Annotated in this window: 27 protein-coding genes, 1 pseudogene and 1 riboswitch; of the genes and pseudogenes, 17 read left to right on the top strand and 11 right to left on the bottom strand. The window is 63.0% G+C overall.

Features of this window, described 5'->3' with window-relative positions; all coding sequences use genetic code 11:
• Positions 1 to 287 (bottom strand): annotated as a pseudogene (locus tag ABI546_RS17230) (EEP domain-containing protein); the annotation flags it as partial.
• A 352-nt stretch (positions 288 to 639) separates the two neighbouring features.
• Here ABI546_RS17230 and ABI546_RS17225 point away from each other — a divergent pair.
• The gene (locus tag ABI546_RS17225; protein ID WP_348048469.1) at positions 640 to 942 is read left to right on the top strand and encodes a hypothetical protein; all 303 of its coding nucleotides are present in this window, start codon (positions 640 to 642) and stop codon (positions 940 to 942) included.
• 121 nt (positions 943 to 1,063) lie between these two features.
• Positions 1,064 to 1,540, top strand: a complete 477-nt coding sequence (locus tag ABI546_RS17220; protein WP_348048467.1) for a hypothetical protein — start codon at positions 1,064 to 1,066, stop codon at positions 1,538 to 1,540.
• A gap of 95 nt (positions 1,541 to 1,635) precedes the next feature.
• Here ABI546_RS17220 and ABI546_RS17215 read toward each other — a convergent pair whose 3' ends face one another.
• Entirely contained in the window at positions 1,636 to 2,706 is a 1,071-nt protein-coding gene (locus tag ABI546_RS17215) for a flavodoxin family protein (RefSeq protein ID WP_348048465.1), read from the bottom strand.
• A gap of 231 nt (positions 2,707 to 2,937) precedes the next feature.
• Entirely contained in the window at positions 2,938 to 3,501 is a 564-nt protein-coding gene (locus ABI546_RS17210) for a Spy/CpxP family protein refolding chaperone (RefSeq protein WP_348048463.1), read from the bottom strand.
• A gap of 299 nt (positions 3,502 to 3,800) precedes the next feature.
• Positions 3,801 to 3,924, top strand: a riboswitch (TPP riboswitch).
• Positions 3,925 to 4,003: 79 nt separating this feature from the next.
• Here ABI546_RS17210 and thiC point away from each other — a divergent pair.
• From thiC to thiE, 5 genes are all read left to right on the top strand, one after another.
• Entirely contained in the window at positions 4,004 to 5,923 is a 1,920-nt protein-coding gene (gene thiC, locus ABI546_RS17205) for a phosphomethylpyrimidine synthase ThiC (RefSeq protein WP_348048461.1), read from the top strand.
• A gap of 105 nt (positions 5,924 to 6,028) precedes the next feature.
• The gene (thiO, locus tag ABI546_RS17200) at positions 6,029 to 7,090 is read left to right on the top strand and encodes a glycine oxidase ThiO (RefSeq protein ID WP_348048459.1); all 1,062 of its coding nucleotides are present in this window, start codon (positions 6,029 to 6,031) and stop codon (positions 7,088 to 7,090) included.
• Between the two features lies 1 nt (position 7,091).
• Positions 7,092 to 7,304 (top strand): sulfur carrier protein ThiS, encoded by a 213-nt coding sequence (gene thiS, locus ABI546_RS17195; RefSeq protein ID WP_348048457.1) that lies wholly within the window; start codon positions 7,092 to 7,094, stop codon positions 7,302 to 7,304.
• Between the two features lie 142 nt (positions 7,305 to 7,446).
• Positions 7,447 to 8,262 carry a thiazole synthase gene (locus ABI546_RS17190; protein WP_348048455.1) on the top strand — a complete coding sequence of 272 codons (816 nt, stop codon included), beginning with the start codon at positions 7,447 to 7,449 and terminating at the stop codon, positions 8,260 to 8,262.
• 11 nt (positions 8,263 to 8,273) lie between these two features.
• Complete coding sequence (gene thiE / locus ABI546_RS17185; protein ID WP_348048453.1) at positions 8,274 to 8,909, top strand: thiamine phosphate synthase; 636 nt, start codon at positions 8,274 to 8,276, stop codon at positions 8,907 to 8,909.
• A gap of 56 nt (positions 8,910 to 8,965) precedes the next feature.
• Here thiE and ABI546_RS17180 read toward each other — a convergent pair whose 3' ends face one another.
• Entirely contained in the window at positions 8,966 to 10,072 is a 1,107-nt protein-coding gene (locus tag ABI546_RS17180) for an alkene reductase (protein WP_348048451.1), read from the bottom strand.
• Positions 10,073 to 10,504: 432 nt separating this feature from the next.
• Positions 10,505 to 11,113, bottom strand: a complete 609-nt coding sequence (gstA, locus tag ABI546_RS17175; RefSeq protein ID WP_348048449.1) for a glutathione transferase GstA — start codon at positions 11,111 to 11,113, stop codon at positions 10,505 to 10,507.
• Positions 11,114 to 11,227: 114 nt separating this feature from the next.
• On the opposite strand from gstA, the gene ABI546_RS17170 reads away from it, so the two are divergent.
• From ABI546_RS17170 to ABI546_RS17155, 4 genes are all read left to right on the top strand, one after another.
• Positions 11,228 to 12,628 (top strand): AsmA family protein, encoded by a 1,401-nt coding sequence (locus ABI546_RS17170; RefSeq protein ID WP_348048447.1) that lies wholly within the window; start codon positions 11,228 to 11,230, stop codon positions 12,626 to 12,628.
• A gap of 250 nt (positions 12,629 to 12,878) precedes the next feature.
• Positions 12,879 to 13,064 carry a DUF1328 family protein gene (locus tag ABI546_RS17165; RefSeq protein ID WP_092129886.1) on the top strand — a complete coding sequence of 62 codons (186 nt, stop codon included), beginning with the start codon at positions 12,879 to 12,881 and terminating at the stop codon, positions 13,062 to 13,064.
• Positions 13,065 to 13,406, top strand: a complete 342-nt coding sequence (locus ABI546_RS17160; RefSeq protein ID WP_348048445.1) for a hypothetical protein — start codon at positions 13,065 to 13,067, stop codon at positions 13,404 to 13,406.
• Positions 13,407 to 13,490: 84 nt separating this feature from the next.
• Positions 13,491 to 14,336, top strand: a complete 846-nt coding sequence (locus ABI546_RS17155; protein WP_348048443.1) for a transglutaminase family protein — start codon at positions 13,491 to 13,493, stop codon at positions 14,334 to 14,336.
• Here the strand turns inward: ABI546_RS17155 and ABI546_RS17150 are convergent.
• Both ABI546_RS17150 and ABI546_RS17145 read right to left on the bottom strand, forming a co-directional pair.
• A complete protein-coding gene (locus ABI546_RS17150) occupies positions 14,333 to 15,163 on the bottom strand; it encodes a bile acid:sodium symporter family protein (protein ID WP_348048441.1) in 831 nt (276 codons plus the stop codon). The genes ABI546_RS17155 and ABI546_RS17150 overlap by 4 nt on opposite strands.
• Complete coding sequence (locus ABI546_RS17145) at positions 15,160 to 15,930, bottom strand: class II aldolase/adducin family protein (RefSeq protein ID WP_348048439.1); 771 nt, start codon at positions 15,928 to 15,930, stop codon at positions 15,160 to 15,162. The genes ABI546_RS17150 and ABI546_RS17145 overlap by 4 nt, the downstream gene beginning before the upstream one ends.
• A 173-nt stretch (positions 15,931 to 16,103) precedes the next feature.
• On the opposite strand from ABI546_RS17145, the gene ABI546_RS17140 reads away from it, so the two are divergent.
• A complete protein-coding gene (locus tag ABI546_RS17140; RefSeq protein WP_348048437.1) occupies positions 16,104 to 16,769 on the top strand; it encodes a Crp/Fnr family transcriptional regulator in 666 nt (221 codons plus the stop codon).
• Positions 16,770 to 16,783: 14 nt separating this feature from the next.
• Here ABI546_RS17140 and ABI546_RS17135 read toward each other — a convergent pair whose 3' ends face one another.
• From ABI546_RS17135 to ABI546_RS17125, 3 genes are all read right to left on the bottom strand, one after another.
• Positions 16,784 to 17,044 (bottom strand): YkgJ family cysteine cluster protein, encoded by a 261-nt coding sequence (locus ABI546_RS17135; protein ID WP_348048435.1) that lies wholly within the window; start codon positions 17,042 to 17,044, stop codon positions 16,784 to 16,786.
• 90 nt (positions 17,045 to 17,134) lie between these two features.
• Positions 17,135 to 18,148 carry a tripartite tricarboxylate transporter substrate binding protein gene (locus ABI546_RS17130; protein WP_348048433.1) on the bottom strand — a complete coding sequence of 338 codons (1,014 nt, stop codon included), beginning with the start codon at positions 18,146 to 18,148 and terminating at the stop codon, positions 17,135 to 17,137.
• 100 nt (positions 18,149 to 18,248) lie between these two features.
• Complete coding sequence (locus tag ABI546_RS17125; protein WP_348048431.1) at positions 18,249 to 18,635, bottom strand: helix-turn-helix domain-containing protein; 387 nt, start codon at positions 18,633 to 18,635, stop codon at positions 18,249 to 18,251.
• A 105-nt stretch (positions 18,636 to 18,740) separates the two neighbouring features.
• On the opposite strand from ABI546_RS17125, the gene ABI546_RS17120 reads away from it, so the two are divergent.
• Together ABI546_RS17120 and ABI546_RS17115 are read left to right on the top strand one after the other, a co-directional pair.
• Positions 18,741 to 19,064 carry a multidrug efflux SMR transporter gene (locus tag ABI546_RS17120; protein WP_348048429.1) on the top strand — a complete coding sequence of 108 codons (324 nt, stop codon included), beginning with the start codon at positions 18,741 to 18,743 and terminating at the stop codon, positions 19,062 to 19,064.
• Positions 19,065 to 19,089: 25 nt separating this feature from the next.
• Positions 19,090 to 19,719 carry an NAD(P)H-dependent oxidoreductase gene (locus ABI546_RS17115; protein ID WP_348048427.1) on the top strand — a complete coding sequence of 210 codons (630 nt, stop codon included), beginning with the start codon at positions 19,090 to 19,092 and terminating at the stop codon, positions 19,717 to 19,719.
• 9 nt (positions 19,720 to 19,728) lie between these two features.
• On the opposite strand, the gene ABI546_RS17110 is transcribed toward ABI546_RS17115, so the two are convergent.
• The gene (locus ABI546_RS17110) at positions 19,729 to 20,319 is read right to left on the bottom strand and encodes an NAD(P)H-dependent oxidoreductase (protein WP_348048425.1); all 591 of its coding nucleotides are present in this window, start codon (positions 20,317 to 20,319) and stop codon (positions 19,729 to 19,731) included.
• Between the two features lie 96 nt (positions 20,320 to 20,415).
• Here ABI546_RS17110 and ABI546_RS17105 point away from each other — a divergent pair, with 96 nt between their 5' ends.
• From ABI546_RS17105 to mnmG, 3 genes are all read left to right on the top strand, one after another.
• Positions 20,416 to 20,658 carry a type II toxin-antitoxin system Phd/YefM family antitoxin gene (locus ABI546_RS17105; RefSeq protein ID WP_348048423.1) on the top strand — a complete coding sequence of 81 codons (243 nt, stop codon included), beginning with the start codon at positions 20,416 to 20,418 and terminating at the stop codon, positions 20,656 to 20,658.
• Positions 20,652 to 21,194 (top strand): type II toxin-antitoxin system VapC family toxin, encoded by a 543-nt coding sequence (locus tag ABI546_RS17100; RefSeq protein ID WP_348048421.1) that lies wholly within the window; start codon positions 20,652 to 20,654, stop codon positions 21,192 to 21,194. Before ABI546_RS17105 ends, ABI546_RS17100 begins: the two co-directional genes overlap by 7 nt.
• Positions 21,195 to 21,196: 2 nt before the next feature.
• On the top strand, positions 21,197 to 22,670 hold a 1,474-nt coding region (gene mnmG, locus ABI546_RS17095), incomplete at its 3' end, for a tRNA uridine-5-carboxymethylaminomethyl(34) synthesis enzyme MnmG (RefSeq protein ID WP_348048471.1).

Below are 22,670 nucleotides of genomic sequence, written 5' to 3'. Positions count from 1 at the left end.
ACCTCCTGCAGGAACACCACGTCGGCGCCCACGCTGCGCACGGCTTCGCGCAGCTCGGGCAGGATGAACTTGCGGTTGAAGAACGTAAAGCCCTTGTGGATATTGACCGTGAGCACCTTGAACGAAAACGAAGACTCGGGGCTCACTGCCGCGAGCGCCGTTTGTGTATCTGCTTCCACGGCCTCCATGTCGATGGAAGTGCCGGCTTCGGGCGCTCGCGTGGGAACGGCGACTGACAGGGCATCGGGTCCGCGGCGCGAAGAGGATTCAGGAGTGGAAGTCGGCATAGAAGAAATCGGTGCGTCGTAGTGGCGCAGCAGCAAAAAATGAGGTAAGTGAGGCTAAGGCACGCCGTAGCGCCCATTGTGATTCCGCGCCCGGGAGCGTGACTGTAGGACAGTAACTTATTTGCGGAGGGCCAGCGTAGCACGCGGTGATTTCATGTGCAGTTGCCAGGGTGCTAACGGCCACAGGCCGCGGGCGCAGTGTCCTACATGGCGCGGGGAGCCTCTCCGGCAAGTTCAGAGCGGTGGGCCCGTTAGATTGAATTCAGCGTTGGCCCTCATGCTTATGAAGCTTATGAAGTGGCAGGCGTTCTTTTTAAACCCAGCCTACGAGCTCACCTAAGGAAGTCATCCCATGTTTAAAAAAACATCATCTCTGAAAACCGTTTCTCTGGCCGCGGCCATGACGGCTGCACTGATGCTCGGTTCTGCCGTTCACGCGCAGACCAACCCGACGGGCAAACCAAGCGACAGCTCTGGTTCGGTGTCCACAGGCGCGACAGCCAAGACACCTGAGCAGCGTGACGCCGCCAAGGCCGACAAGCAAGCTGCCAAATCTGACAAGAAGCAAGCCAAGGCCGCAAAACGCGCTGCGCGCAAGAGCAAGGCCACTACGGATGGCGCCGCGCCGACAGATTCTGGCGGCACGACCAAATAACGTACGCGCTGATTGAGAGGCCGCACTGCCGACAGGTTTTGCTGTCGCTGCGGCAGTTTCAGGTCGAGGTACCGCGTAATACCACGCTGGCGGCCCGTGCCTTTTTTTGAAGGAGTTTGATATGTCCAAATACTTTATGCGTTCCCTTCCCGCTGCGACCTTGAGCGTCGCGGCATTGTTCGGTGCCGCTGGCGCCTTGGCGCAAGGGGTTGGAGTGGGTGTTAACACGGGCGCAGGCGTCGGTGTCACCACAGGCCCGAACACGCGTATCGACGCGGGTGTCCGCGCCAATGCTGCCGCAGGCGGCACGGACTCGAGTGGGCCCTCCGCATCTTCCTCTTCCAGCAGCAGGGTTGGAGCTGGTGCCAAGGTTTCCGGTTCGGCGCAAGGCGATACCTCGACCTCGGTGGGTAGCCGTGCTGCGGGTGCTGTAGATAACGCGGCGCGGGGCACAGCGCGTGCCGTGAGCCGCACAGGCACCGCGGTGAAAAACGGCGCCAAGCGCACCTACAACAAGGTGGACAACGCTGTCAGCGGCGGTGCCCGTGTTCAGGGCAATGTACAGGGTGACGCGGCTGTTGGCGGCACCACGAAGTAAGGTGTGGCGGTAGCTATCCTGGGCGTTTAAACGCAGCAAAGCCGGCCGCAGGATTCACCTGTGACCGGCTTTTTGCCGTCTGCGATGGACTGGAATTATTTGGGCCGTGGCCGGGGCAATCCCTTGTCGGGCTGCGAAAGTTTTCCGGCACGAAGCTCGCCCACAGCATGGGCCACCGCTTTGGCCACGTTCCGCACTTCTTCCATCAACGCGTGGTCGGCATCCAGGGTGTCGTGACTGGTGGCGTAGGGTTCGTAGTAGCCGATGTAGCGGTCGAGCCTGGCCTGGCTGCCGGCGTCGATCAGGCCCATCCAGTCCAGCCAATCTGACAGGCCGCGGCGCGTGCCCTCAATGCCGGCGACGTCACCATGCACGACAAGGCCATAAGCACGCCCGGCCAGATGCTTGGGATAGTCCCAGCCTTTCATTTCGAGTGCCTTGGCTTCTTCGGGTTTTTTGCCGTGGGTGGTGGTCGGGTCAGGGTTGCCGCCGTCGGCGCACACCAGCCGGTCGATCATCAGCTTGAGCGGGCTCGGGGACTGGTACCAGTAGACCGGCGTGAGGATGATGACCGCATGCGCCGCCGCCCAGCGTTCATAGATGTCGGCCATCCAGTCGCCGGTTTGCCCGAGCGAATGGTTGGGGTAGCAGCTGCATGGCCAATGGCACAGCGGCATGGCTGTGGACACGCAGCCTTTGCAGGGGTGGATATGGAGCTTGTAGCTGGACGTGAGCAGGCTGAGGTCCAGCACGTCGGGAGTCAAACCGGCTTCTTCCAGTGTGCTTTTGGCGGTGTTCAGCAGGCGCCAGCTTTTGGAGATTTCACCGGGGCAGGTGCCGTCGTTGCGCGAGGATCCGCAAATCAGCAGCACGCGTGATGGGCTGGCCGGGTCTTTCCACGCTGCCTGCGCCTGGCGCAATCGGTCGCGGGTTTGCAGCCATTCGACCGACAGGTCGTACGTGGGGTCGGCAAACTCATCGCCCGCCTTGCGGGTTTGCGGTGCCTTGCGGCCTTCCTGGTAGGCGTCCCATGCCAGACTTTCGAGCCGGGCCAGGGCCTCGTCCTCACGGCGAAACGCCGGATCGACAAAAGATTGCATGAAGCGTTCGTGGAAAGCTTCGCGTAACAGAGCGGCGGGGGCCTGGCCTTTTCGTATTTGGGGCATTTGCCGAGTCTAGTGGCGCCGTATGGCGTGAATGGCTGCTTTCGAAGCTGTCCTACGCGGGCTTTGGGTGACGTCTGGCGGCCACAAATTTACGGGAAAAAGGCCCCTGACCCATAACAGACGAGCGCAAGCAGCTATCAAATCAATAGCGGCGCCTGCGAGCAAACAAAAAACCCGCGCGCACCTTGGTGGGTGCGGCGGGCTTGCCTGCTACAGGCCCATCAAACGAGCTCAGCCTTTAATCGGGGCCGGGCCATGGCCGCGCGGACCGCCGTGATGACGGCCGCCGTGCTTCTTGTGCTCGGCATCAAAGGTCTTTTGCTGCTCGGGGGTGAGCGCTGCATAGAAGGTCTTGGTGGCCTCGCTGCGCTTGTCCATCGCTGCGTTCATCTCGGCCATGCGCTGGGTGCGCATCTCCTTCATCTTGTCGATGCGCTGAGGCGTGGTCAGCTTGTCGAACTCGGCGCGCTGCTCAGGCGTAGGGCGGGCACCGCGTGCGGGCGGCTGCATGGAAGCGGTGTAGCTGGTCCATGCGCCTTCCTGGGCGGGCGTGATCTTGAGCTTGGCCTTCATGTCGGCCTGGCGCTTGGCGATCCATGCCTGCATCTTGGCGGGATCGTGGCGCGCCATGCGGTCACCGTGGTGACCTGCAGGTTTGCCGGCAGCAGCAGCAGCAGCAGGAGCGGTTGCGGGCGCAGCGGGAGCTTGTGCCATGGCACTGGCGCCCACGGTTGCCAGCAAGCCGGCGAGAACGATGCTGTTGAGGGAAGCAGAGCGGTTGAATGCGAATTTCATGAGGAACTTCCTTTCAAGGAGAGATGCCTGAAATCCATCGTCGTGACATACGGCTTTTGGCTTCAGGTTGAAGGCAAGTTTGAGCGCCGTCTGTTTCCCGGCCATTGCCGAAAGGTAAAGATTCACCCCTATCGGCACTCACTGCGTGTAGTGCCTTTTCCCCTTGCAGGGGACAGGCGCCTTACGGCCGGCGGAGCCGGACCGCGGCCCCCGCTTGAAGGGGAGGGAGGGTGGCGGGGTTATTGCGGCTTAATTGACTTTGGTCATTTGCCATCGCTGTTCGGGGTGCCTACAATGGCCTCAGCTTGTCGGGGTGCCAAGGATGTTTCCGTAAGGAGGCTTTCGAGGCTGAGATCGCAGTATGCGAGACCCGCTGAACCTGATCGGGATTATCCCCGCGTAGGGAACAACGCAATTGGCTCCGGAACTCCGCAGCGGCACATCAGGTGCCACCGATGGACCCCCGGCTCCCCAGCAGGCACCCCACCTTCTGGAGAACCACATGGCCAAAACCCGACTTACCGTTGACACCCAAGACCTCACCAGTCGCATCACGCGCGCGCCTTTTCCGGGCTCGGCAAAAATTTATATTGAAGGCTCCCGCCCCGACATCCGCGTGCCTTTCCGCGAAGTCACGCTGACCGACACGCTGGTGCACGAAGGCGCCGGTGAGCTCCGCCGCGAGGCCAATCCGTCGCTGCGCCTGTATGACGCTTCGGGCATTTACACCGACCCGGCTTCGCCCATCGACATCACGCGCGGCCTGCCGCCGCTGCGGGGGGCGTGGATCAACGAGCGCCAGGACACCGAAGCCCTGCCCGGCATTAGCAGCGCCTATGGCCGTGAACGCCTGAACGACCCGGCCCTGGCCGCGCTGCGCATGGCGCATGCGCCCGTGCCGCGCCGCGCCAAGGCGGGCGCCAATGTGTCGCAAATGCATTACGCGCGCAAAGGCATCATCACCCCCGAAATGGAATACATCGCGGTGCGTGAAAACCTGGTGCGCGCCCAGCTGGCCGAACGCCTGGCCACTGAACGCATGCCGAAAAAAGGGCACTCCTTTAACGCCGCGATTCCGGAGCAGATCACGGCCGAATTTGTGCGTGACGAAGTGGCGCGCGGACGCGCCGTCATTCCGAACAATATCAATCACCCCGAGAGCGAGCCGATGATCATCGGCCGTAACTTCCTGATCAAGGTCAATGCCAACATCGGCAACTCGGCGGTCACTTCGAGCATTGAGGAAGAAGTCGACAAGCTGGTCTGGTCGATCCGCTGGGGCGCAGACACCGTGATGGACTTGTCGACCGGCGAGAACATCCATGAAACGCGCGAATGGATCTTGCGCAACTCGCCGGTGCCCATCGGTACGGTGCCGATTTACCAGGCGCTTGAAAAAGTCAACGGCAAGGCCGAAGACCTGACCTGGGAGATCTTCCGCGACACGCTGATCGAGCAGGCCGAGCAGGGCGTGGATTACTTCACCATCCACGCCGGTGTGCGCCTGGCCTATGTGCCGCTCACGGCCAACCGCCTGACGGGCATCGTCTCGCGCGGCGGCTCCATCATGGCCAAGTGGTGCCTCTCGCACCACAAGGAAAGCTTTTTGTACGAGCGCTTTGACGAGATCTGCGAAATCATGAAGGCGTATGACGTGTGCTTCTCGCTGGGTGACGGCCTGCGCCCCGGCTCGATCGCCGACGCGAACGACGAAGCGCAGTTTGCCGAGCTGCACACGCTGGGCGAGCTCACGCAGATCGCCTGGAAGCACGACGTGCAGGTGATGATCGAAGGCCCCGGCCATGTGCCGCTGCAGCTGGTGAAAGAAAACGTCGACAAGCAGCTCGAGGCCTGCTTCGAGGCGCCCTTCTATACGCTGGGCCCGCTGATCACCGACATCTCGCCGGGCTATGACCACATTTCGTCAGCCATGGGCGCGGCCAACATTGGCTGGTACGGTACGGCCATGCTGTGCTACGTGACGCCGAAGGAGCACCTGGGCCTGCCGAACCGCGACGACGTGAAGCAGGGCCTGATCGCCTACAAGATTGCCGCGCATGCGGGCGACCTGGCCAAGGGCTACCCGGGCGCGCAGATGTGGGACAACGCGGTGTCCAAGGCGCGCTTCGAGTTCCGCTGGGAGGACCAGTTCCGCCTGGCGATCGACCCCGACACGGCGATGGCATACCACGACGAAACGTTGCCGAAAGAGAACGCCAAGGTGGCGCATTTCTGTTCGATGTGCGGGCCGAAGTTCTGCTCGATGAAGATTTCGCAGGAAGTGCGTGAGTTTGCGCGCCTGAATCCGAGCACGACCACGCTGGCGCCGGCCGCGGGGACGATTCCCATCAAACAGATCGCGACCGGCTTTGAAGAAAAAGCCAAAGAGTTCCGCGAAGGCGGCAGCGAGATTTATTCTTGACCGCTCCGCCGTTCACCCTGAGCCTGTCGAAGGGCGGCCCTGCGATGGCAGACTTCGACAAGCTCAGTCCGAACGGTTGGTTTTGACTTTAAGTACCTACGATTTATGAGCACACTCCACATCGGCATCGCGGGCGCAGGCCTGGCCGGACGCACGCTGGCCTGGCGCCTGCTGCGCGCCGGCTGCCGTGTCAGCCTGTTCGATGCGCGGGCGCGTGGCGACGTGGCGACGGCCTCAATGACGGCGGCGGCCATGCTGTCGCCACTGGCGGAGCTGGCCGTGGCGGACGAAGCCGTGTTCGCATTGGGCCAGCGCTCCATGGCGCTGTGGCCACAATGGATTGCCGAGCTGGAAGCGCAAGACTTGCCGGTGTATTTCCGGCGAGAGGGCACGCTGGTGGTTGCCCATGCGCCTGACCAGAGTTCGCTGGAGCATTTCACTCGCCTGCTGATGCACAAACTGCCTGACGCATCCCGTGCGCAAGTACACACGCTCGATGCTGCCGCACTGGGCCGGGCCGAGCCGGCGCTTGCTGGGCGCTTTGGCGGTGGTTTACTGCTGGAGGGTGAAGGCCAACTCGCTAACGACCAGTGGATGGCCGCGCTGGCAGTGGAGATAGACCGGCTGGGCGGTACGTGGCTCGAAGGCCAGGCGGTCAATGCCGTGGAGGAGGGCCGTATTGTCTGCGCCGGACAAACCCATGGCGTGGATATCGCGGTGGATGCGCGCGGTGTCGGTGCCAGGGACGGCTGGCCGCAGCTGCGCGGCGTGCGCGGCGAAGTGCTGACGGTCGAATGCGCAGGCGTCACGCTGCAGCGCCCGGTGCGGCTGATGCACCCGCGCTACCAGCTGTATGTGGCGCCGCGGCCTGGCCACCGTTTTGTGGTCGGCGCGACTGAACTGGAATCGGAAGACAGCGGGCCGGTGACGCTGCGCTCTACACTGGAGCTTGCCAGCGCGCTACACAGCCTGCATCCCGCTTTTGGCGAGGCCAGGGTCTTGCGGCTGGCGGCTGCATTGCGGCCGGCGCTGGACGACCACCGGCCGGCCATCATGCTGCGCGCCGGTGTCTGGCACATCAATGGCCTCTACCGCCATGGTTATCTGTGTGCGCCGGCGCTGGTGGACGGGCTTGTCCATAAACTCCTGGGTACGGAGAATGAATGACATGACGACAACATTGCAAATCTCTTTGAACGGCGAACGCATGGAAACCGATGCGTCGACGCTGCAGGCTTTGTTGCAGGCGCGGGGTTACGACTTTAAAAGCGCCTTTGCCTGCGCCATCAACAATGGTTTTGTGCCGCGCCCACAGTGGCCCGAGCGCCACCTGCAGGACGGCGACCGCGTTGACGTTGTGACGCCGATCACGGGGGGGTAGATGGAACACCCCCGTCGGAAATTTTGGTACACCCCCATCGGACGCTCACTGCGTGTAGCGCCTTTCCCCCTTGCCGGGGGCGGCGCTGGCGGCCCGGCTAAGCCGGTTCCGCGGCGCCCACTTGCATCTTTGGGCGACAAGCATGACCTCAGTTAATTCTTCCATTGCTCACGGCAAGCCCTGGGCTGTTGCCGGCACGACGCTGTCGAGCCGGTTTTTCTTGGGCACTTCGCACTACCCGTCGCCGCAGGTGATGAGCGATGCGGTGCGTGCCAGTGGGTGCGACGTGCTGACCGTGGGGCTGCGGCGCCTGCAGCCTGAAAGCGGCGGGGGCAACAGCTTCTGGCAGCGCATCCAGGCGCTGGGCTGCCACATCCTGCCCAATACGGCAGGTTGCCACAGTGCTGAAGAGGCCATCACGCTGGCGCAGATGGCGCGCGAGATCTTCGGCACCACCTGGATCAAGCTGGAAGTGATAGGCGACGACTACACGCTGCAGCCCGACACACACGCCACCCTGCATGCTGCGACGGTGCTGGCCAAAGAAGGCTTTGCCGTGTTTGCCTATACGACGGACGATCTGGTGATTGCCCAGCGCCTGCGCGATGCGGGTTGCGCGGCTGTAATGCCCTGGGCCGCGCCCATCGGCACCGGACGTGGTCCGCTCAATCCGTTTGCGCTGGAAACCATGCGCCGCCGGCTGCCCGATGCGGTGCTGGTGGTGGATGCCGGTATCGGCCGGCCATCTCATGCCGCGGCAGTGATGGAGCTGGGTTTTGATGCCGTGCTGCTGAACACCGCCGTAGCGCAGGCCGGCGACCCGGTGCGCATGGCGCGGGCCTTTGCCGACGGGGTGGCCGCGGGCCGCGCGGCGTATGAGTCGACACCCATGCCGGAGCGGGCTGCCGCGCAGGCTTCCACGCCGACGGTTGGCGTTCCCTTCTGGCATGCACCCTGACTGGACTTTCCATGAACACACCCGCTTTTGCCCCGCTGACCGGCCCGATCGGTTTTTACCCCGTGGTGCCCGACGCGGCCTGGGTCAAGCGCCTGTTGGGCTGGGGCGTGCGCACCGTCCAGCTGCGCATCAAGGCGGTGGACCACGATGCGGAAGAGATTGCGTGGGAAGTCCGCACCGCGATTGAAGCCGGGCGCGAGGTGCCGGGCGCGCAGGTCTTCATCAACGACCACTGGAAGCTGGCGCTGGACTTTGGTGCTTACGGTGTTCATCTGGGCCAGGAAGACCTGGACACGGCCAACCTGGATGCGCTGCGCAAGGGTGGCGTGCGCCTGGGCCTGAGCACCCATACGCCGGCTGAACTGGCACGCGCGCATGCGGTTCAGCCGTCTTACCTGGCGATCGGCCCTGTCTACCCGACGACGCTCAAGGTCATGCCTTACGACCCCGTCGGGCTGGAGCAGCTGCGCGAGTGGGCACTGCGCGCCTCACCGTATCCGGTGGTGGCCATTGGCGGCATTTCGCTGGACCGCATCGCCGGTGTGATGGACTGTGGTGTGGACGGCGTGGCGGTGGTCAGCGCCGTGACGCTGGCCGCGGACCCGCAGGAAGCGGCGCTGCACGGCCTGCGCCTGGCTTCCAGGTAATACACCCTACAAGGCAAAAATCCCTGAAGCCCTTTGTGGATGAGCGCAAGCAGCTATTAGTTTGATAGCGTTGGGTAGTCGGTGTAGCCCTTCTCACGACCGCCGTAGAAGGTGGTTTTGTCGGGCGTGTTGAGCGGGGCGCTCACGCGCAGCCTCTCCACCAGGTCCGGGTTGGCGATGTAGGGCTTGCCGAAGGCCACCAGGTCGGCGCCGTCGGCGACTGCTTTTTCGGCCAGCGACTGGTCGTAGCCGTTGTTGACCATCCATGCGCCCTTGCCGCCGGCGCTGCGGTAGGCGGCCTTCAGCGCCTTGTAGTCAAACGGGCGGTCTTCAATTTCACGGGGACCGCCTGTGGCACCTTCAATGATGTGGATGTAGGCGAGGTTCAGCGTGGCCAGGTGTTTGACGACGTACTCAAACAAGGGCTGTGGGTCGGCGTCGTGCGCGTCGTTGGCGGGGGTGACAGGCGACAGGCGAATGCCGGTCTTGCCGCCGCCCACGGCATCGGTCACGGCGCGCGTGATTTCCAGCAACAGGCGCGCGCGGTTTTCAATGCTGCCGCCGTAGTCGTCGGTGCGCTTGTTGCTGCCGTCCTTGAGGAACTGGTCGAGCAGGTAGCCGTTGGCGCCGTGGATCTCGACACCGTCAAAGCCGGCTGTTTCGACCGCATTGCGCGCCGCTGCGGCAAAGGTGTGCACGATGCCGGGAAGTTCCTGTGCTGTGAGCGCACGCGGCTCAGAGGTCTCGACGAAGGTCGGCACGCCGTCCTCGATCAGCACCGTCTTGGTCTTGGCCGTGATGGCCGAAGGCGCGACCGGCTTACCGCCATCCGGCTGCAGTTTGTTGTGCGAGACACGGCCCACATGCCAGAGCTGCACGACGATCTTGCCGCCTTTTTCATGCACCGCATGAGTGACCTGCTTCCAGCTGTCGAGCTGCTCGGTGCCGTACAGGCCCGGCACATCAGAGTAGCCTTGGCCCTGATGGCTGACGGCCGTGGCCTCGGTGATCAGCAAGCCGGCGCTGGCACGCTGGCCGTAGTAGATCTGGGCGATGTCGGGCGGAATAGCGTTGGGTGAACGGTTGCGCGTGAGCGGCGCCATCACGATGCGGTTGGCAAGATGGAGGTCACCGGCTTTGTTGGAGTCGAATAAGGTGGGCATGTTGGTCCTGAAGGGGGCTGAATAAGAAACAGGGCCAGTTTGGCCCTGTTTGGATTGGCCTGCCCAACACGGGTTGCTCGTTTCATGCTATTTGGTATTTGTCCCCGCCCCCGACCCCGCTTCCGATTGCCCCTTGTGGATGCGCCGAGGAGCGGAGGTTCAGGCGGATCAGGGATCGCGCTTGTTTGAGCAAAGCGAGTTTGCGCGAGACCCCGCTTGAACCGAGCACCGCAGGTTGCCCGCAGCGAAGCGGAGGGACGCAGCAACCAGGGTCGCTTTTTCTTTGCTTACGTTCTTTTGGCGAAGCAAAAGAAAGTGAGTTGCATGCCGGGCAACCCCCGGCCATCCGCCCTCAGCACAAAGCGCACCACCAGAACAACCAAGGCTTCGATACCTCAGCCCGAACGGGACAGGACAGATGCCACTTAAAACTTATTTAAGCAGCCCCTCATGTTTCATCGCCGCCTGAACAGCAGGTCGAGCCGCCACCCGCTCACGGAAGCTGGCGATATTGGCAAAGCCCGTAATGTCCACCCCCACCCGCGGGGCCCAGTTGGTAACAGTAAAGAGGTAGGGATCAGCCACGCTGAAGGCATCTCCCATCAAATACTGTTTGCCGGCAAGCTGGCCGTCCACCCACTTGAGCCGCGACAACAGCTTGTCGATCACGATGGTCTTGTACTCGGCCGGCGTGGCGGCGTTGAACAGCGGGCTGAAACCCTTGTGCAGTTCAGTGCCGATGAAGGTCAGCCACGACTGCAGCTTGTAGCGCTCGAGCGTGCCGTTGGCGGGCGCGAGTTTTTTCTCGGGCACCTGGTCGGCGATGTACTGCACGATGGCCGGGCCTTCGGCAATACGCGTGCCGTCGTCCAGTTCCAGCAGGGGCACATAGCCGAGCGGGTTGATGGTGTAGTAGTCGGTGCCGTCGTCCAGCTGGTGGGTTTTGGTGGGCGCCGCCACATGCTCGAACTTCAGGCCCGACTCATGCAGCGTGATGTGCGGTGACAGTGAGCAGGCGCCGGGGGAGTAATAAAGCTTCATGGTGGAGTCCCTTTTTAAGTGAGCTGAATGTTGTACAGCCCCCCATGCTAGCTGCATCGCGAGTTTTTTGCTGAATGCATGGGCGCAGCCGCGGCAGACAGCCACAATAGCCGCATGGCAAAAATTTTCAAATGGCTGGTGTTTCTGGCGCTGGGCCTCATGGTGCTTCTGGCCGTGGTGGCCTATACCTTGCACCGCTGGGTCAGCACGGACGACTTCCGCCAGCGTGTGCAGCGTGAGGCATCGGCCGCGCTGGGCGTTCCCCTGACCCTGGACCGCGTGGCCGTGGACATCTGGCCTTTGCCCGCTGTCGCGCTCAGCGGCATCGTGGTGCAAAGCAAGCCGCCGCTCACGCTGGAGCGTGTGGAAGTGCGCCCCGAATGGCGCCCGTTGCTGCTGGGGCGCCTCGAAGTGGCCACTTTGCTGGTGCGCCGCGCAGTGCTGCCGCAGCAGGGCATTGATGCGCTGCTTTTGCTGCTGCAAAAGAAAAAGCAGGCGGTTCCCGTCAAACCCGGCGCATCGCCTTCGGTGCCCAACGTGGCGCCTGAAATGAACAGGCTCGACTGGTTGCCGCGCCGCACGGTTCTGGACGACGTGACCTGGGTGAACGCCAGCGGCGCGCGGACCACAGTCAAGGGCGAGGCCCGGCTGGGCGTGGACGGCCTGCCGGAGGGTGTCTCGATCAAGCTGACAGAGGGCAACCTTCAGGGCCTGGAGGCGACCCAGGATCGGGTGGAGGCTGCGGCCGCAAACGCCAACGGTGCCACGCAGTGGGATGTGCGTGTGAACGTGGGCGGCGGCAAGGTGGAAGGCCGCGTGGGTTTGCAGCGCGGTTTTGTGCCGGCCGCAGCCGCGCCGGTCAAACCCGGTGCGAAGGCGTTGCCGGCCGCACGCTCGGCGGAAGAGCTGGTGCTGCAGGGGGAACTGAAAACCAGCAGCGTCGAAGTGGCCGCCCTGACGGCACCCGCCAAGGCCCTGACCGGGCTGCTTGATGCCACCACCACACTCAATGCCCGCGCTGCCACCACCGCTGCGCTGGTGGATGCACTGCAGAGCCACACCGTCTTCACGGTGCGCGATGCGGTGGTCAATGGCCTTGATCTGGCCAAAGCGGTCAAGACCGTGGGACTGAGCCGTGGTGGCCAGACCCGGCTCGATACCCTGGCGGGCCAGGTGAGCACCCAGGGGCGGTCGGCGCAGCTGACCAACCTGGTGGCCAGCTCGGGCGCATTGAGTGCCACCGGCAACGTGGCTGTCTCGTCGGCCAAGGTGCTGAACGGGAGCGTCAGCGTGACCCTCGCCGGCGACAGCAAGATTGGCAACGCCATCGGTGGCGCCGTCGGTGTGCCGCTTGTGGTGGGCGGCACACTGGACAACCCTGAAGTCACGTTGTCGCGCTCCGCCTTGCTGGGCGCAGCCATCGGCACGGTGTTGATGCCGGGCGTGGGCACCGGGGCAGGTGCGAGCGTGGGCGAGAAGGTGGGCAAAGGCTTGCGCGGCCTCTTCGGGAAATAGGCGCGGCTTTGCGCCGGCTGGCGCGATTACACGAGCGTTGTTGCTACCAAAATCATAGCAAAATAATAGCAAATTACCCAGCCTTGTCCTACAAGGCCATGCGGACGCTGCTGATTCGGAAAACCACCTGTTACTTTTAGTATGGCTTTATGGGTCATGGGTTGCGTGGACTTTATGGAGTCGATGCCCATGACAGGCGTAACGCCTCTTCCGCACAGCGGCGCAAGAGGTCACTTTTCTGGAGGCCATGATGCTCAAGTACGCGATTATTTTTGCGATCATTTCCCTGATTGCTGGCGCATTGGGTTTTGGCGGCGTGGCAGCGGGTGCTGCCGGTATTGCCAAAATCCTGTTCGGCCTGTTCCTGATTCTGGCGGTCATTTTTGTGGTGCTGGCCGCTCTGGGTGTGGGTGCAGTCAAAAAGGTGATGAAGTAAATGATGCCTCGCATGGGCGCGTCGGCCAAGCCGGCAAGGACGGACGTCACAGTGGTGTCACCCACCACCCTGGTGTCGCGCTTTCGGCAACGGCTGTTCCAGCCGTGGTTGGGACCGCGCGCACCGGTGGCGGCGAAAACACCTGCGCCCATCGCCCAAAAGAAAATCACGTTTCAGGCCAGCCTTGCCGAGTTTTTGCTGGTGAACCGCCTGCGTGCGCGCAGGCGCGCTGAACCGTCCGCGGACGTGCTGGAGCGGGCCGCGCGTATTGTGTTTGTCACTTGCCAGAACTGGTTTGCCGCGCCGCAGCGCGGCGGGCCGGACCACCGCTCCCATTTGTGATCTTTTCATCTTTAGGGCCGTGAGTGCCGAAAGATTTTTAACGCTTTTTTCATCGGACCTCAACGGCCCCCCACCGGTTTTGCCATGCACACTGCCTTGATTGAAACCCTGCTGGAGTATGAGGTGCGCAGCCCGGCGCATTTCCTGTTCAACATTGAGACGGCTTTCCATGACGGCCACCATGTGGTCGAGGAGCGCCTGACCATCACGCCCAGCATGAAGGTGCGCAATTTTTGCGACGAACGCAGTGGCAACCGTTTTATCCGGCTCGACGCACCCAAGGGTCTGCTCAGCGTGAATTACCGGGCGCAGGTTGAGCTGATGCCTGCACCGGTGCCGCTGCACCTGGACGAGGCGCCGGTGACGGGCGTGCCCGACGATGTGCTGCGCTACCTGATGCCCAGCCGCTACTGCGAATCCGACGTGATGAGCCGCGCGGCGCAGCAACTGTTCGGCCAGTTGCCGCCCGGCATAGGCCGAGTGCGCGCCATCGAAAACTGGATTCACGAGTCGATTTATTACCTGCCTGGCTTCAGCAATTCGACCACCACTTCGCAAGAGGTGTTTGTGCAGCGTGCGGGCGTGTGCCGCGATTTCGCGCACTTGGGCATTACCCTGTGCCGGGCGCTGAACATTCCGGCGCGTCTGGTGGTGGGCTATGTGCATTTCGAGGAGCCACCGCAGGATTTTCACGCCGTGTTCGAAGCCTGGCTGGATGATCGCTGGGTGATTTTTGACCCGACCCACATGGCGCCGATTGACCGGCTGGTGCGCGTGGGCACCGGGCGCGATGCCAAGGACGTGGCCTTTGCCACCATCTTTGGCGATGTGCAGATGACGCGCAAAGAGCTGACGGTCGATGAAGGCGATGTGACGCCCACACCGCCGGACGACAGCAAGCCGCCGGCCCTGACCGTGGTGACCGCTTAAGCCTGCGCCGGCGCCGGGGCTGCGCTTTGGCGCTTGAGCACGAGCAGCCCGAACAGCGTGGCCGTGACATACATGCTGAACGAATAAATCGCGGCGGGCAAAGCCAGCTGGAAGTTGTTCAACACGGCCAGTGCGATGAAAATCGCGAGGGTAGCGTTGTGGATGCCGATCTCGTAGCTGATGGCGGTGGAGATGGGTTTGTCCAGCCCGGTGGCGCGCGCGACGTAATACCCTGCCAGCAGGCTCACCAGGTTAAAGGCCAGCACTGCAGGGCCGATGGCCGCAAAGCCGCCGCTGAGCGCCTGCCACTCTTTAACAACCGCGCCCACCGCCACCACCACCAGCACGACGATGCTGAAAATCTTGGTGGGGTTCTCGCTGCGTGCGGCCCAGCCGGGCTTCACGGTGCGCAGCCACATGCCGACGGCCACCGGCACCAGCACGATGACGATCACCTCCACCACCTTGCCGAATTGCAGCGGCACGACCTGACCGGTTTTGGCAAAGGTGTTGATGGCCGTGAGCGAGATGTTCATGGCCACGTTGCCGCCGAAGAGGTGGCTGAACAGGTTGGCCGAGATCCCGCCGGGTGAGGCCGCCAGCAGCACCAGCCCCACCGCGAAGAGCGGCGGCACATTGAGCAGCACGATGATGGCGTAGCAGGCAACCGGCAGCACGATGACCTGCAGCACCAACGCCACCAACACGGCCTTGGGGTATTTGAGCAGGCGGGTGAAGTCCTCGACCTTGAGTGTCAGGCCCAGGCCCAGCATCACCAGCGCGAGCGCGATGATCAACAGTTGCGCAACAACGGGTGAGCCGCTCATGACTTGTAGCTTTCGTCGAGTTTGTCGAGTTTGCGGATCAGCGACGGCCAGACAAACGCCCCGCCCATGCCGCCGGTCTGCACGCGCATGGCTTCGGCCACACCCTTGACGATCAGCGGGTTGACCTGCGTGAGCTCGCTGCCTGATTGCGCGTCCAGCTGGATGCGGCAGGTGTTCTCAAAGGTGTACATGCTGAGAAAAGCGTCGGCAATCGTCTTGCCCACGACCAGCAAGCCGTGGTTGCGCAACATCAAAAAGTTGGCGTTGCCCAGGTCGGCTTGCAGGCGCGGCTTTTCGTCGTCGCGAAAAGCGACGCCTTCGTACTCGTGGTACGCCAGCGAGGCCAGTACAAACGTGGACTGCTGGCTGATGGGCAGCACGCCGCACTTCTGCGCGCTGACCGCCACGCCGGCGCGTGTGTGGGTGTGCAGGACGCAGCCGGCGTCGGCGCGCGCTTCATGCACGGCGCTGTGGATCACAAAGCCGGCCGGGTTCACGGGGAAGGGCGAGTCGATGACCTTGTTGCACTTGTCGTCGACCTTCACCAGGCTGGACGCCGTGATCTCGTCGAACATCAGGCCGTAGGGGTTGATGAGGAAGTGGTGCGCACCGGCGCCTGAGACCGATTCGGGCAGCTTGGCGCTGATGTGGGTGAAGACGAGGTCGCTCCAGCCGTAGAACGCCACCAGACGGTAGCAGGCGGCGAGGTCGCAGCGCAGTTGCCATTCTTCGGCGCTGACGACTTCCTTAAGGGAGGGGATATGCATGGGGTTTGTCTCCGGGTGATGGTTTTTATGCAGGTTTTGGTGAACTCTCAGATGCACGATACGTCCGTGCTTGACGGCGAACTGTCAAAAATTTGACAATTGGCCATATGCGTATCGTTCCCGGGACACTTTCGCCGCGTCCTCCAATCTCCGCGGCTTCCCTCTTGGCCCGCATGTCGGCCAATCCGTGGTTCGACGCGCTGCCGTTGGGGGATCAGCAGGCGCTGTTGGCGTCTGGCGAGTTGCTGCGGCTGCGGCCCGGCGAGATGTTGTTTCGCCAGGGCGATGCGCCCGGCGGGTTCTACGGCTTGCTGGATGGCCTGCTGAAAATCTCGTCGCTGCGTGAAGACGGCCGCGAGGCCATCCTCGTGGTGCTGGAGGCGGGCAACTGGATCGGCGAGATTTCCCTGATGGACGGCGAGCCGCGCACGCACGATGCCACGGCCTTGTCGGCGGTGGAGGTGCTGGTGGTGCCGCAGGCGGCTTTTGCTGTGCTGATGCAAGGCGCGCCGTTTGCGCGGGCGATTGCGGGGCTGCTGGCGGCGCGCGTGCGTTCGCTCTACGGCATGGTGGAAGACGCGGCGTTGCGCTCCACGCGTGCGCGTGTGGCGCGCCGCTTGCTGCTGCTGGCGCGCGGCGACGCCACGATGGCACTGAAGGCGCGGCCGATGGTGCGGGTGTCGCAAGAAGCGCTCGCCATGATGCTGGGCATCAGCCGGCAGACCCTGTCGGTGGAGCTGAAGGTCATGGTGCAGCGCGGCGCCATCGTGCTGGGCTACCGCTGCATTGAAATCGTTTCACCCGGTCGGCTGGAGGCGCTTGGCAACGTCTCGCCGTAGTGCGGAGGACCGGCCTACATGCCGGGCCGCGTGGCGTTTTCCAGCTTTGTCAGCCACACCATGGCCGCCTCCGCACTGGCGCCGCACATGTCGGCAGAGGGCATGAGCTGACCGCACACGGCAGGCCTGGCGGGCTGGCCAAAAATCAGGCAGCGCTGTTGTGGGTCCAGTTGCACACAGCGCACCCCCGCCGGCTTGCCGTGCGGCATGCCGGGAATGGCGGAGCTGATGGAAGGCGCGGTGCAACAGGCACCGCAGCCGGGGCGGCAGTTCATGAACAGAAGGTTGCTATGAAATAGATAGCTGCTTGCGCACGTTGTTATTGGGCTGCAGCCCTATTTGATGTAAAAAACGGGTGGCGGCGATCAGTCGGGTTTGATTTTTGCCCGCGCGGCCACTTCTTTCCAGCGTGCCTGCTCGGCCTTGATAAACGCGCCGTACTGGGCGGGCGTGTCGCCCACCGGTTGGGCGGTGTCGCCGCGCAGGCGTTCGGTGGCTTGCGGGTTGCGCATGGCCTTGCTGCAGGCTTCTGCGATGCGGTCGATGTTGGCTTGCGGCATGTTGGACGGTGCATTGAGGCCGTACCACTGCGTCATCTCAAAACCGGGGTAACCGCTTTCTGCCACCGTGGGCACATCGGGCAGCTGGGGCAGGCGCTCCTTGGTGCCGGTGGCAATGCAGCGCAGCTTGCCCGACTTGATGTGCGCCAGGATGGCGGGCGCGCCCACGCTGGCGGCGTCGAGCCGGCCGGCCAGCAGGTCGGTGAGCTGTGGGCCGGTGCCGCGGTAAGGCACGTGCAGTACAAAAATGCCGGTGGCCATTTTCAGGTACTCAAATGCCAGGTGGCCGGCGCTGCCGTTTCCGGCCGAGCCGTAATTGAGCTGGCCGGGCTTGGCCTTGGCCAGCGCGATGAACTCTTTGAGGTTGTTGGCGGGCACGCTGGAATTAACCACATACAGGCTGGGCACCTTGGCCAGCAGCGAAATGGGCTTGAAGTCCTTGTTGGTGTCGAAGGGCAGCTTGTCGAAGATGAAGGGGTTCACCGCCATGGTGCCGATGTGGCCCAGGATGATGGTGTGACCGTCAGTGGAGGCCGCACATTCCTGCATGGCAATGTTGCCGCTGGCGCCGGGTTTGTTTTCGACGAACACCGTCTGGCCCAGGCTTTTGCTGAGTTCGTTGGCGGCTGAGCGCGCGACGATTTCAGAGCTGCCGCCGGGCGCGAAAGGCACCAGCAGGCGAATTGGTTTGTTGGGCCAGGTGCTTTGCGCGTGCGCGCTGCCGAGCAGAAGGCCGGGAAAGGCGGATATGGCGGCCGCTGCGCTACCGGCCTTGAGGCCCAATTGCAATGCGCCGCGACGCGTGTTGAGGTGTTTCATCTGATGTCTCCGTGTCGTTGTCGTGGGCCCAAATATAGGACCGTAAACGCGCAGCCTGGCTACGTGATTCCGCTAATGAGGCTAACCCTGCGCGCAGGCCCTAGTTGAAGGACGCGTCAAACTGTTCGCGTGCGGCTTTGAGGCTCTGGTGATGGCGTTCTGCCCAGTTGTCCAGCGGGATCAAGGTTTCGCTCAATGATTCACCCAGTGTGCTGAGCCGGTATTCCACATGCGGCGGCACGGTCTGGTGGTCGGCGCGCAGCACCAGGCCGTTGCGCACCAGCTCCTTGAGTGTCTGCGTCAGCATTTTTTGCGAAATGCCTTCGATCTTGCGCATCAGCTCGTTGTTGCGAACCGGGCCGTCGGCCAGCGCCGGGATGACCAACAAAGCCCATTTGCTGGCGACCAGCTCCAGCGCCTGGCGCGACGGGCAGGCGTGGCTAAACACAGTTGAGCCGTCGGTGGGGGAGTCGGAAGGAATTGTCATGGTTACCAGAAGGTGCGTACTTGTCTATAGGTAATCGTAAACCTAAGCTGGCAGCTCTTCAATCTTTAACCCTTTAACTTTATTCCCCCAAAAGAAAGACCTCCAATGGCCTGGCTCTATTTACTCGCTGCAAGCATTGTCGAAATCGCAATGGCCTTGTTCCTCAAATCTTCTGAAGGCTGGACACGCCTGTGGCCCAGCGTGCTGGGCGTGGCGGCTGCCGGCGCCAGCATTTTCTTTTTGACGCACGCCGTCAAGACCTTGCCCGTAGGCACGGCCTACGCGATCTGGACGGGCATAGGCTCAGTCGGTGTCACCCTGATCGGCATTCTCTGGATGGGCGAGAGCGCCTCGCCGCTGCGCCTGACCTGCGTGGCGCTGGTGGTGGCCGGCATGGTGGGTTTGCGACTGCTGGACGGCTCTGTTTAACAACCCGCATCCAACGGAGAAACCCATGACCCATCTGCTCTATATAGAAGCCTCGCCCATGCAGGCCGCATCGACTTCCGTCACCGTCGCCACGGCCTGGTTGGAGGCGTATCGCCAGGCGCACCCCGACGACACCGTGGACACGATCAATGTCTGGGACATAGACCTGCCGCCCTTCGACGCCGATATGATCGCCGCGAAATTCGCCGAGCTGCGTGCGCAGAATGCGACCGCACCGCAACAGGCGTTGTGGGCGCGCGCGGTGGCGGTGTCGCAGCGCTTCAATGCGGCCGACCGTTATCTTTTCAGCCTACCGATGTGGAATTTCGGCATTCCATACCGGCTCAAGCATTTCATCGATGTGGTGACGCTACCGGGCCAGAACTGGAGCTGGTCGCGGCAGACGGGTTACGAGGCGCTGCTGCCAGGCAAAAGCGCGACGCTCGTGTATTCAAGCGCAGGCGCGTATCCGCTGCAGCCTGATGAAGATGATTCGGATTTTCAGAAACCGTATATGCGGCGCTGGTTGCGTTTTCTGGATATTGAGGTGACGGCGGAGATCAGCGCCGCGCCGACGCTGGTGCCGCCCGAGGAACTGGCGGTGACCAAGGCCGGCGCGATGGAACGTGCCCGTGCCTTGGCCTCAGGGCTTTAACGTTTCAAGTCAGCTCGCCAGCCGGCCGCTGGCAAACAGCACCTGATCAATCACGGCTTGCACATTCTTCAGGTGCGCTTCGTCCAGCAGGCTGCCGTCTGTGTGAAAAGCGCTGCCGGCGCGGCCCAGGGCAAACGCCTTGGGCGCGACCCAGCATTGCGCGTTGAGCAACAGCGGCACCAGGTGGCTTTGCGACCGCAGGCCGCCCAGTGCGCCGGGTGAGGCGCTGAGCACGCCCACGACCTTGCCGGTGAAGGACTTGAAGCCTTCGTGCCAGGCCGCGTCGCTTTTGACGGGGCTGGACACCCAGTCGATGGTGTTTTTGAGCAGGGCGGTGTAGCTGCCGTTGTACTCGGGCGAGCAGATGATCCACGCCGGGTGGTCGTACATCAACTGCTTGAGCTTCATCACGTCGGCCGGCGTGCCCTTGGCTTCCAGGTCGGCGTTGTACATGGGGATGTCGAAGTCGCCCAGCTCGATGTGGGTGACTTCGGCGCCGCTAGCGCGCGCCAGGGTTGCCGTGACTTGGGCGAGTTTGCGGTTGAAAGAGTTTTGGCGAATGCTGCCGGCGAAAATAAGGAGCTTTTGGGGGGTGGTCATGGGCTGATTTCACCACAGGCGGGCAGGGTATTCAGCCATGGGTGTGGTGGGTGAGGAAATGGGTTAAAATGTACAAAATTATCTGTTTTGTACAAAATGCACACCATTCCCTTGAGTGAATTTCGGGCCAACGCGTCCGCCATGATTGACCTGGTCGAGAGCGGCGAGACGGTGCGCATCCTGCGCCATGGCAAGCCGGTCGCCGAGCTGGTTCCTTTGAAAGCCGGAGGACAAACCAAGCTGCCGAGCTGGAAGCAACCCTTCGAGCCGGTCCAACTGCCGCCGGGCGTGTCCCTGTCGCAGGCGGTGCTCGACGAACGGGATGAAGCGCCATGGTGAGCAAGGCCGCCAAACCCGTGTCCGCGCGCGGCTACCCGGCGGGCGCCGCCGCCAGCCGAGCCGTCGTCCGCGATGGCGATATGCGCCTGATGTTTGACGCCTCGGCCCTGACCAAGCGTTATGCGTCCGAGCCTGGGCGGGAGCGTGTGTTGGCGCTGTTCCAGATGGCCAGTGAGTTGCTGGTTGCAGCGCATTGCCAAACCGAAGTGGGCTCGGCCCTGTTGCGCCGCCGCCGTGAGGGCAGCCTGCCGTCAGCTGAATTTGACCGCGCCTGGGCCGCAGCGCAGAGCGACGTAGCCGACATGATTCGCGTGCCGCTGGACAGCCATGTCGAGCGATTCGCTTTTGCCGCGATGGAGCATGGCCCCTTGCGCGGCATGGACGCCCTGCATGTGGGCAGCGCACTGGTGGCGCGGGTGGACCTGTTTGTGACAGCGGACCGGCGCCAGGCGCAAGTGGCGCGCGGCCTGGGCCTTCAGACTGAATTGATCAATGGGGGCGCGGATGCCTCTGGAATGGAAACGGTGGCCGCATGAGCATGATTTACCCGCAAGAATTTGACGTCATCGTGGTCGGTGGCGGCCATGCCGGCACCGAGGCCGCGCTGGCTTCGGCGCGTATGGGCTGCAAGACTTTGCTGCTCTCGCACAACATCGAGACGCTGGGCCAAATGAGCTGCAACCCCTCGATCGGTGGCATCGGCAAGGGCCACCTCGTCAAAGAAGTGGACGCCCTGGGCGGCGCGATGGCCTTGGCCACCGACGAAGGCGGCATCCAGTTCCGCATCCTCAACAGCTCCAAGGGCCCAGCCGTGCGCGCCACCCGGGCGCAGGCCGACCGGATTTTGTACAAGGCGGCCATCCGCCGCAAGCTCGAAAATCAGCCCAATCTCTGGCTGTTCCAGCAGGCGGTCGATGACCTGATGGTGGAGGGTGACCGAGTGGTGGGCGCCGTCACCCAGGTCGGCATCAAGTTCCGTTCGCGCACCGTGGTGCTGACGGCCGGGACTTTCCTGGACGGCAAGATCCATGTCGGGCTCAACAACTATGCGGCGGGCAGGGCGGGCGACCCGCCGGCAGTGTCGCTCTCGGCACGGCTGAAAGAACTCAAGCTGCCTCAGGGCCGGCTCAAAACCGGCACGCCGCCGCGCATCGATGGCCGCAGCATTGACTTCAGCAAATGCACCGAGCAGCCCGGCGACGGCATGCCCGGCGGCATCGAAGGGCCGGTGCCGGTGTTCAGCTTTATGGGCGGCGGTATTGCGCACCCGAAGCAGATGTCGTGCTGGATCACCCATACCAACGAGCGCACCCACGACATCATTCGCTCCGGTTTTGACCGCAGCCCCATGTTCACCGGCAAGATCGACGGCGTCGGGCCGCGCTACTGCCCGAGTGTGGAAGACAAGATCAACCGCTTTGCCGACAAGGAAAGCCACCAGATTTTCCTGGAGCCCGAGGGCCTGACCACCCACGAGATTTATCCCAACGGCATCTCGACCAGCCTGCCTTTTGACATTCAGTACGACCTGGTGCGCTCGATGGCCGGTATGGAAAACGCCCATATTCTGCGGCCGGGCTATGCCATCGAGTACGACTACTTTGACCCGCGGGCGCTGAAATCGAGTTTTGAAACCCGTGCGATTGGCGGCCTGTTCTTCGCCGGACAGATCAATGGCACGACTGGTTATGAAGAGGCAGCGGCCCAAGGCTTGTTCGCCGGCGTCAATGCCGCGCTGCAATGCCAGGGCAAGGATGTCTGGCTGCCGGCCCGAAACGAGGCCTACCTCGGCGTGCTGGTCGACGACTTGATCACCAAGGGCGTAACCGAGCCTTACCGCATGTTCACCAGCCGGGCCGAGTTCCGACTGATGCTTCGTGAAGACAACGCCGACATCCGCCTGACCGAAAAGGGCCGGGAACTGGGCTTGGTAGACGACGCCCGATGGGACGCCTTCAACCGCAAGCGCGACACTGTTTCACGTGAAACAGCCCGGCTTCGGGCGATCTGGG

Origin of the sequence: Polaromonas sp. (assembly GCF_039932935.1) — a bacterium.
Taxonomy (GTDB): Bacteria; Pseudomonadota; Gammaproteobacteria; order Burkholderiales; family Burkholderiaceae_C; genus Polaromonas.
Note: the sequence above shows the minus strand (reverse complement) of the source record. Positions and strands in the feature narration are given on the sequence as shown.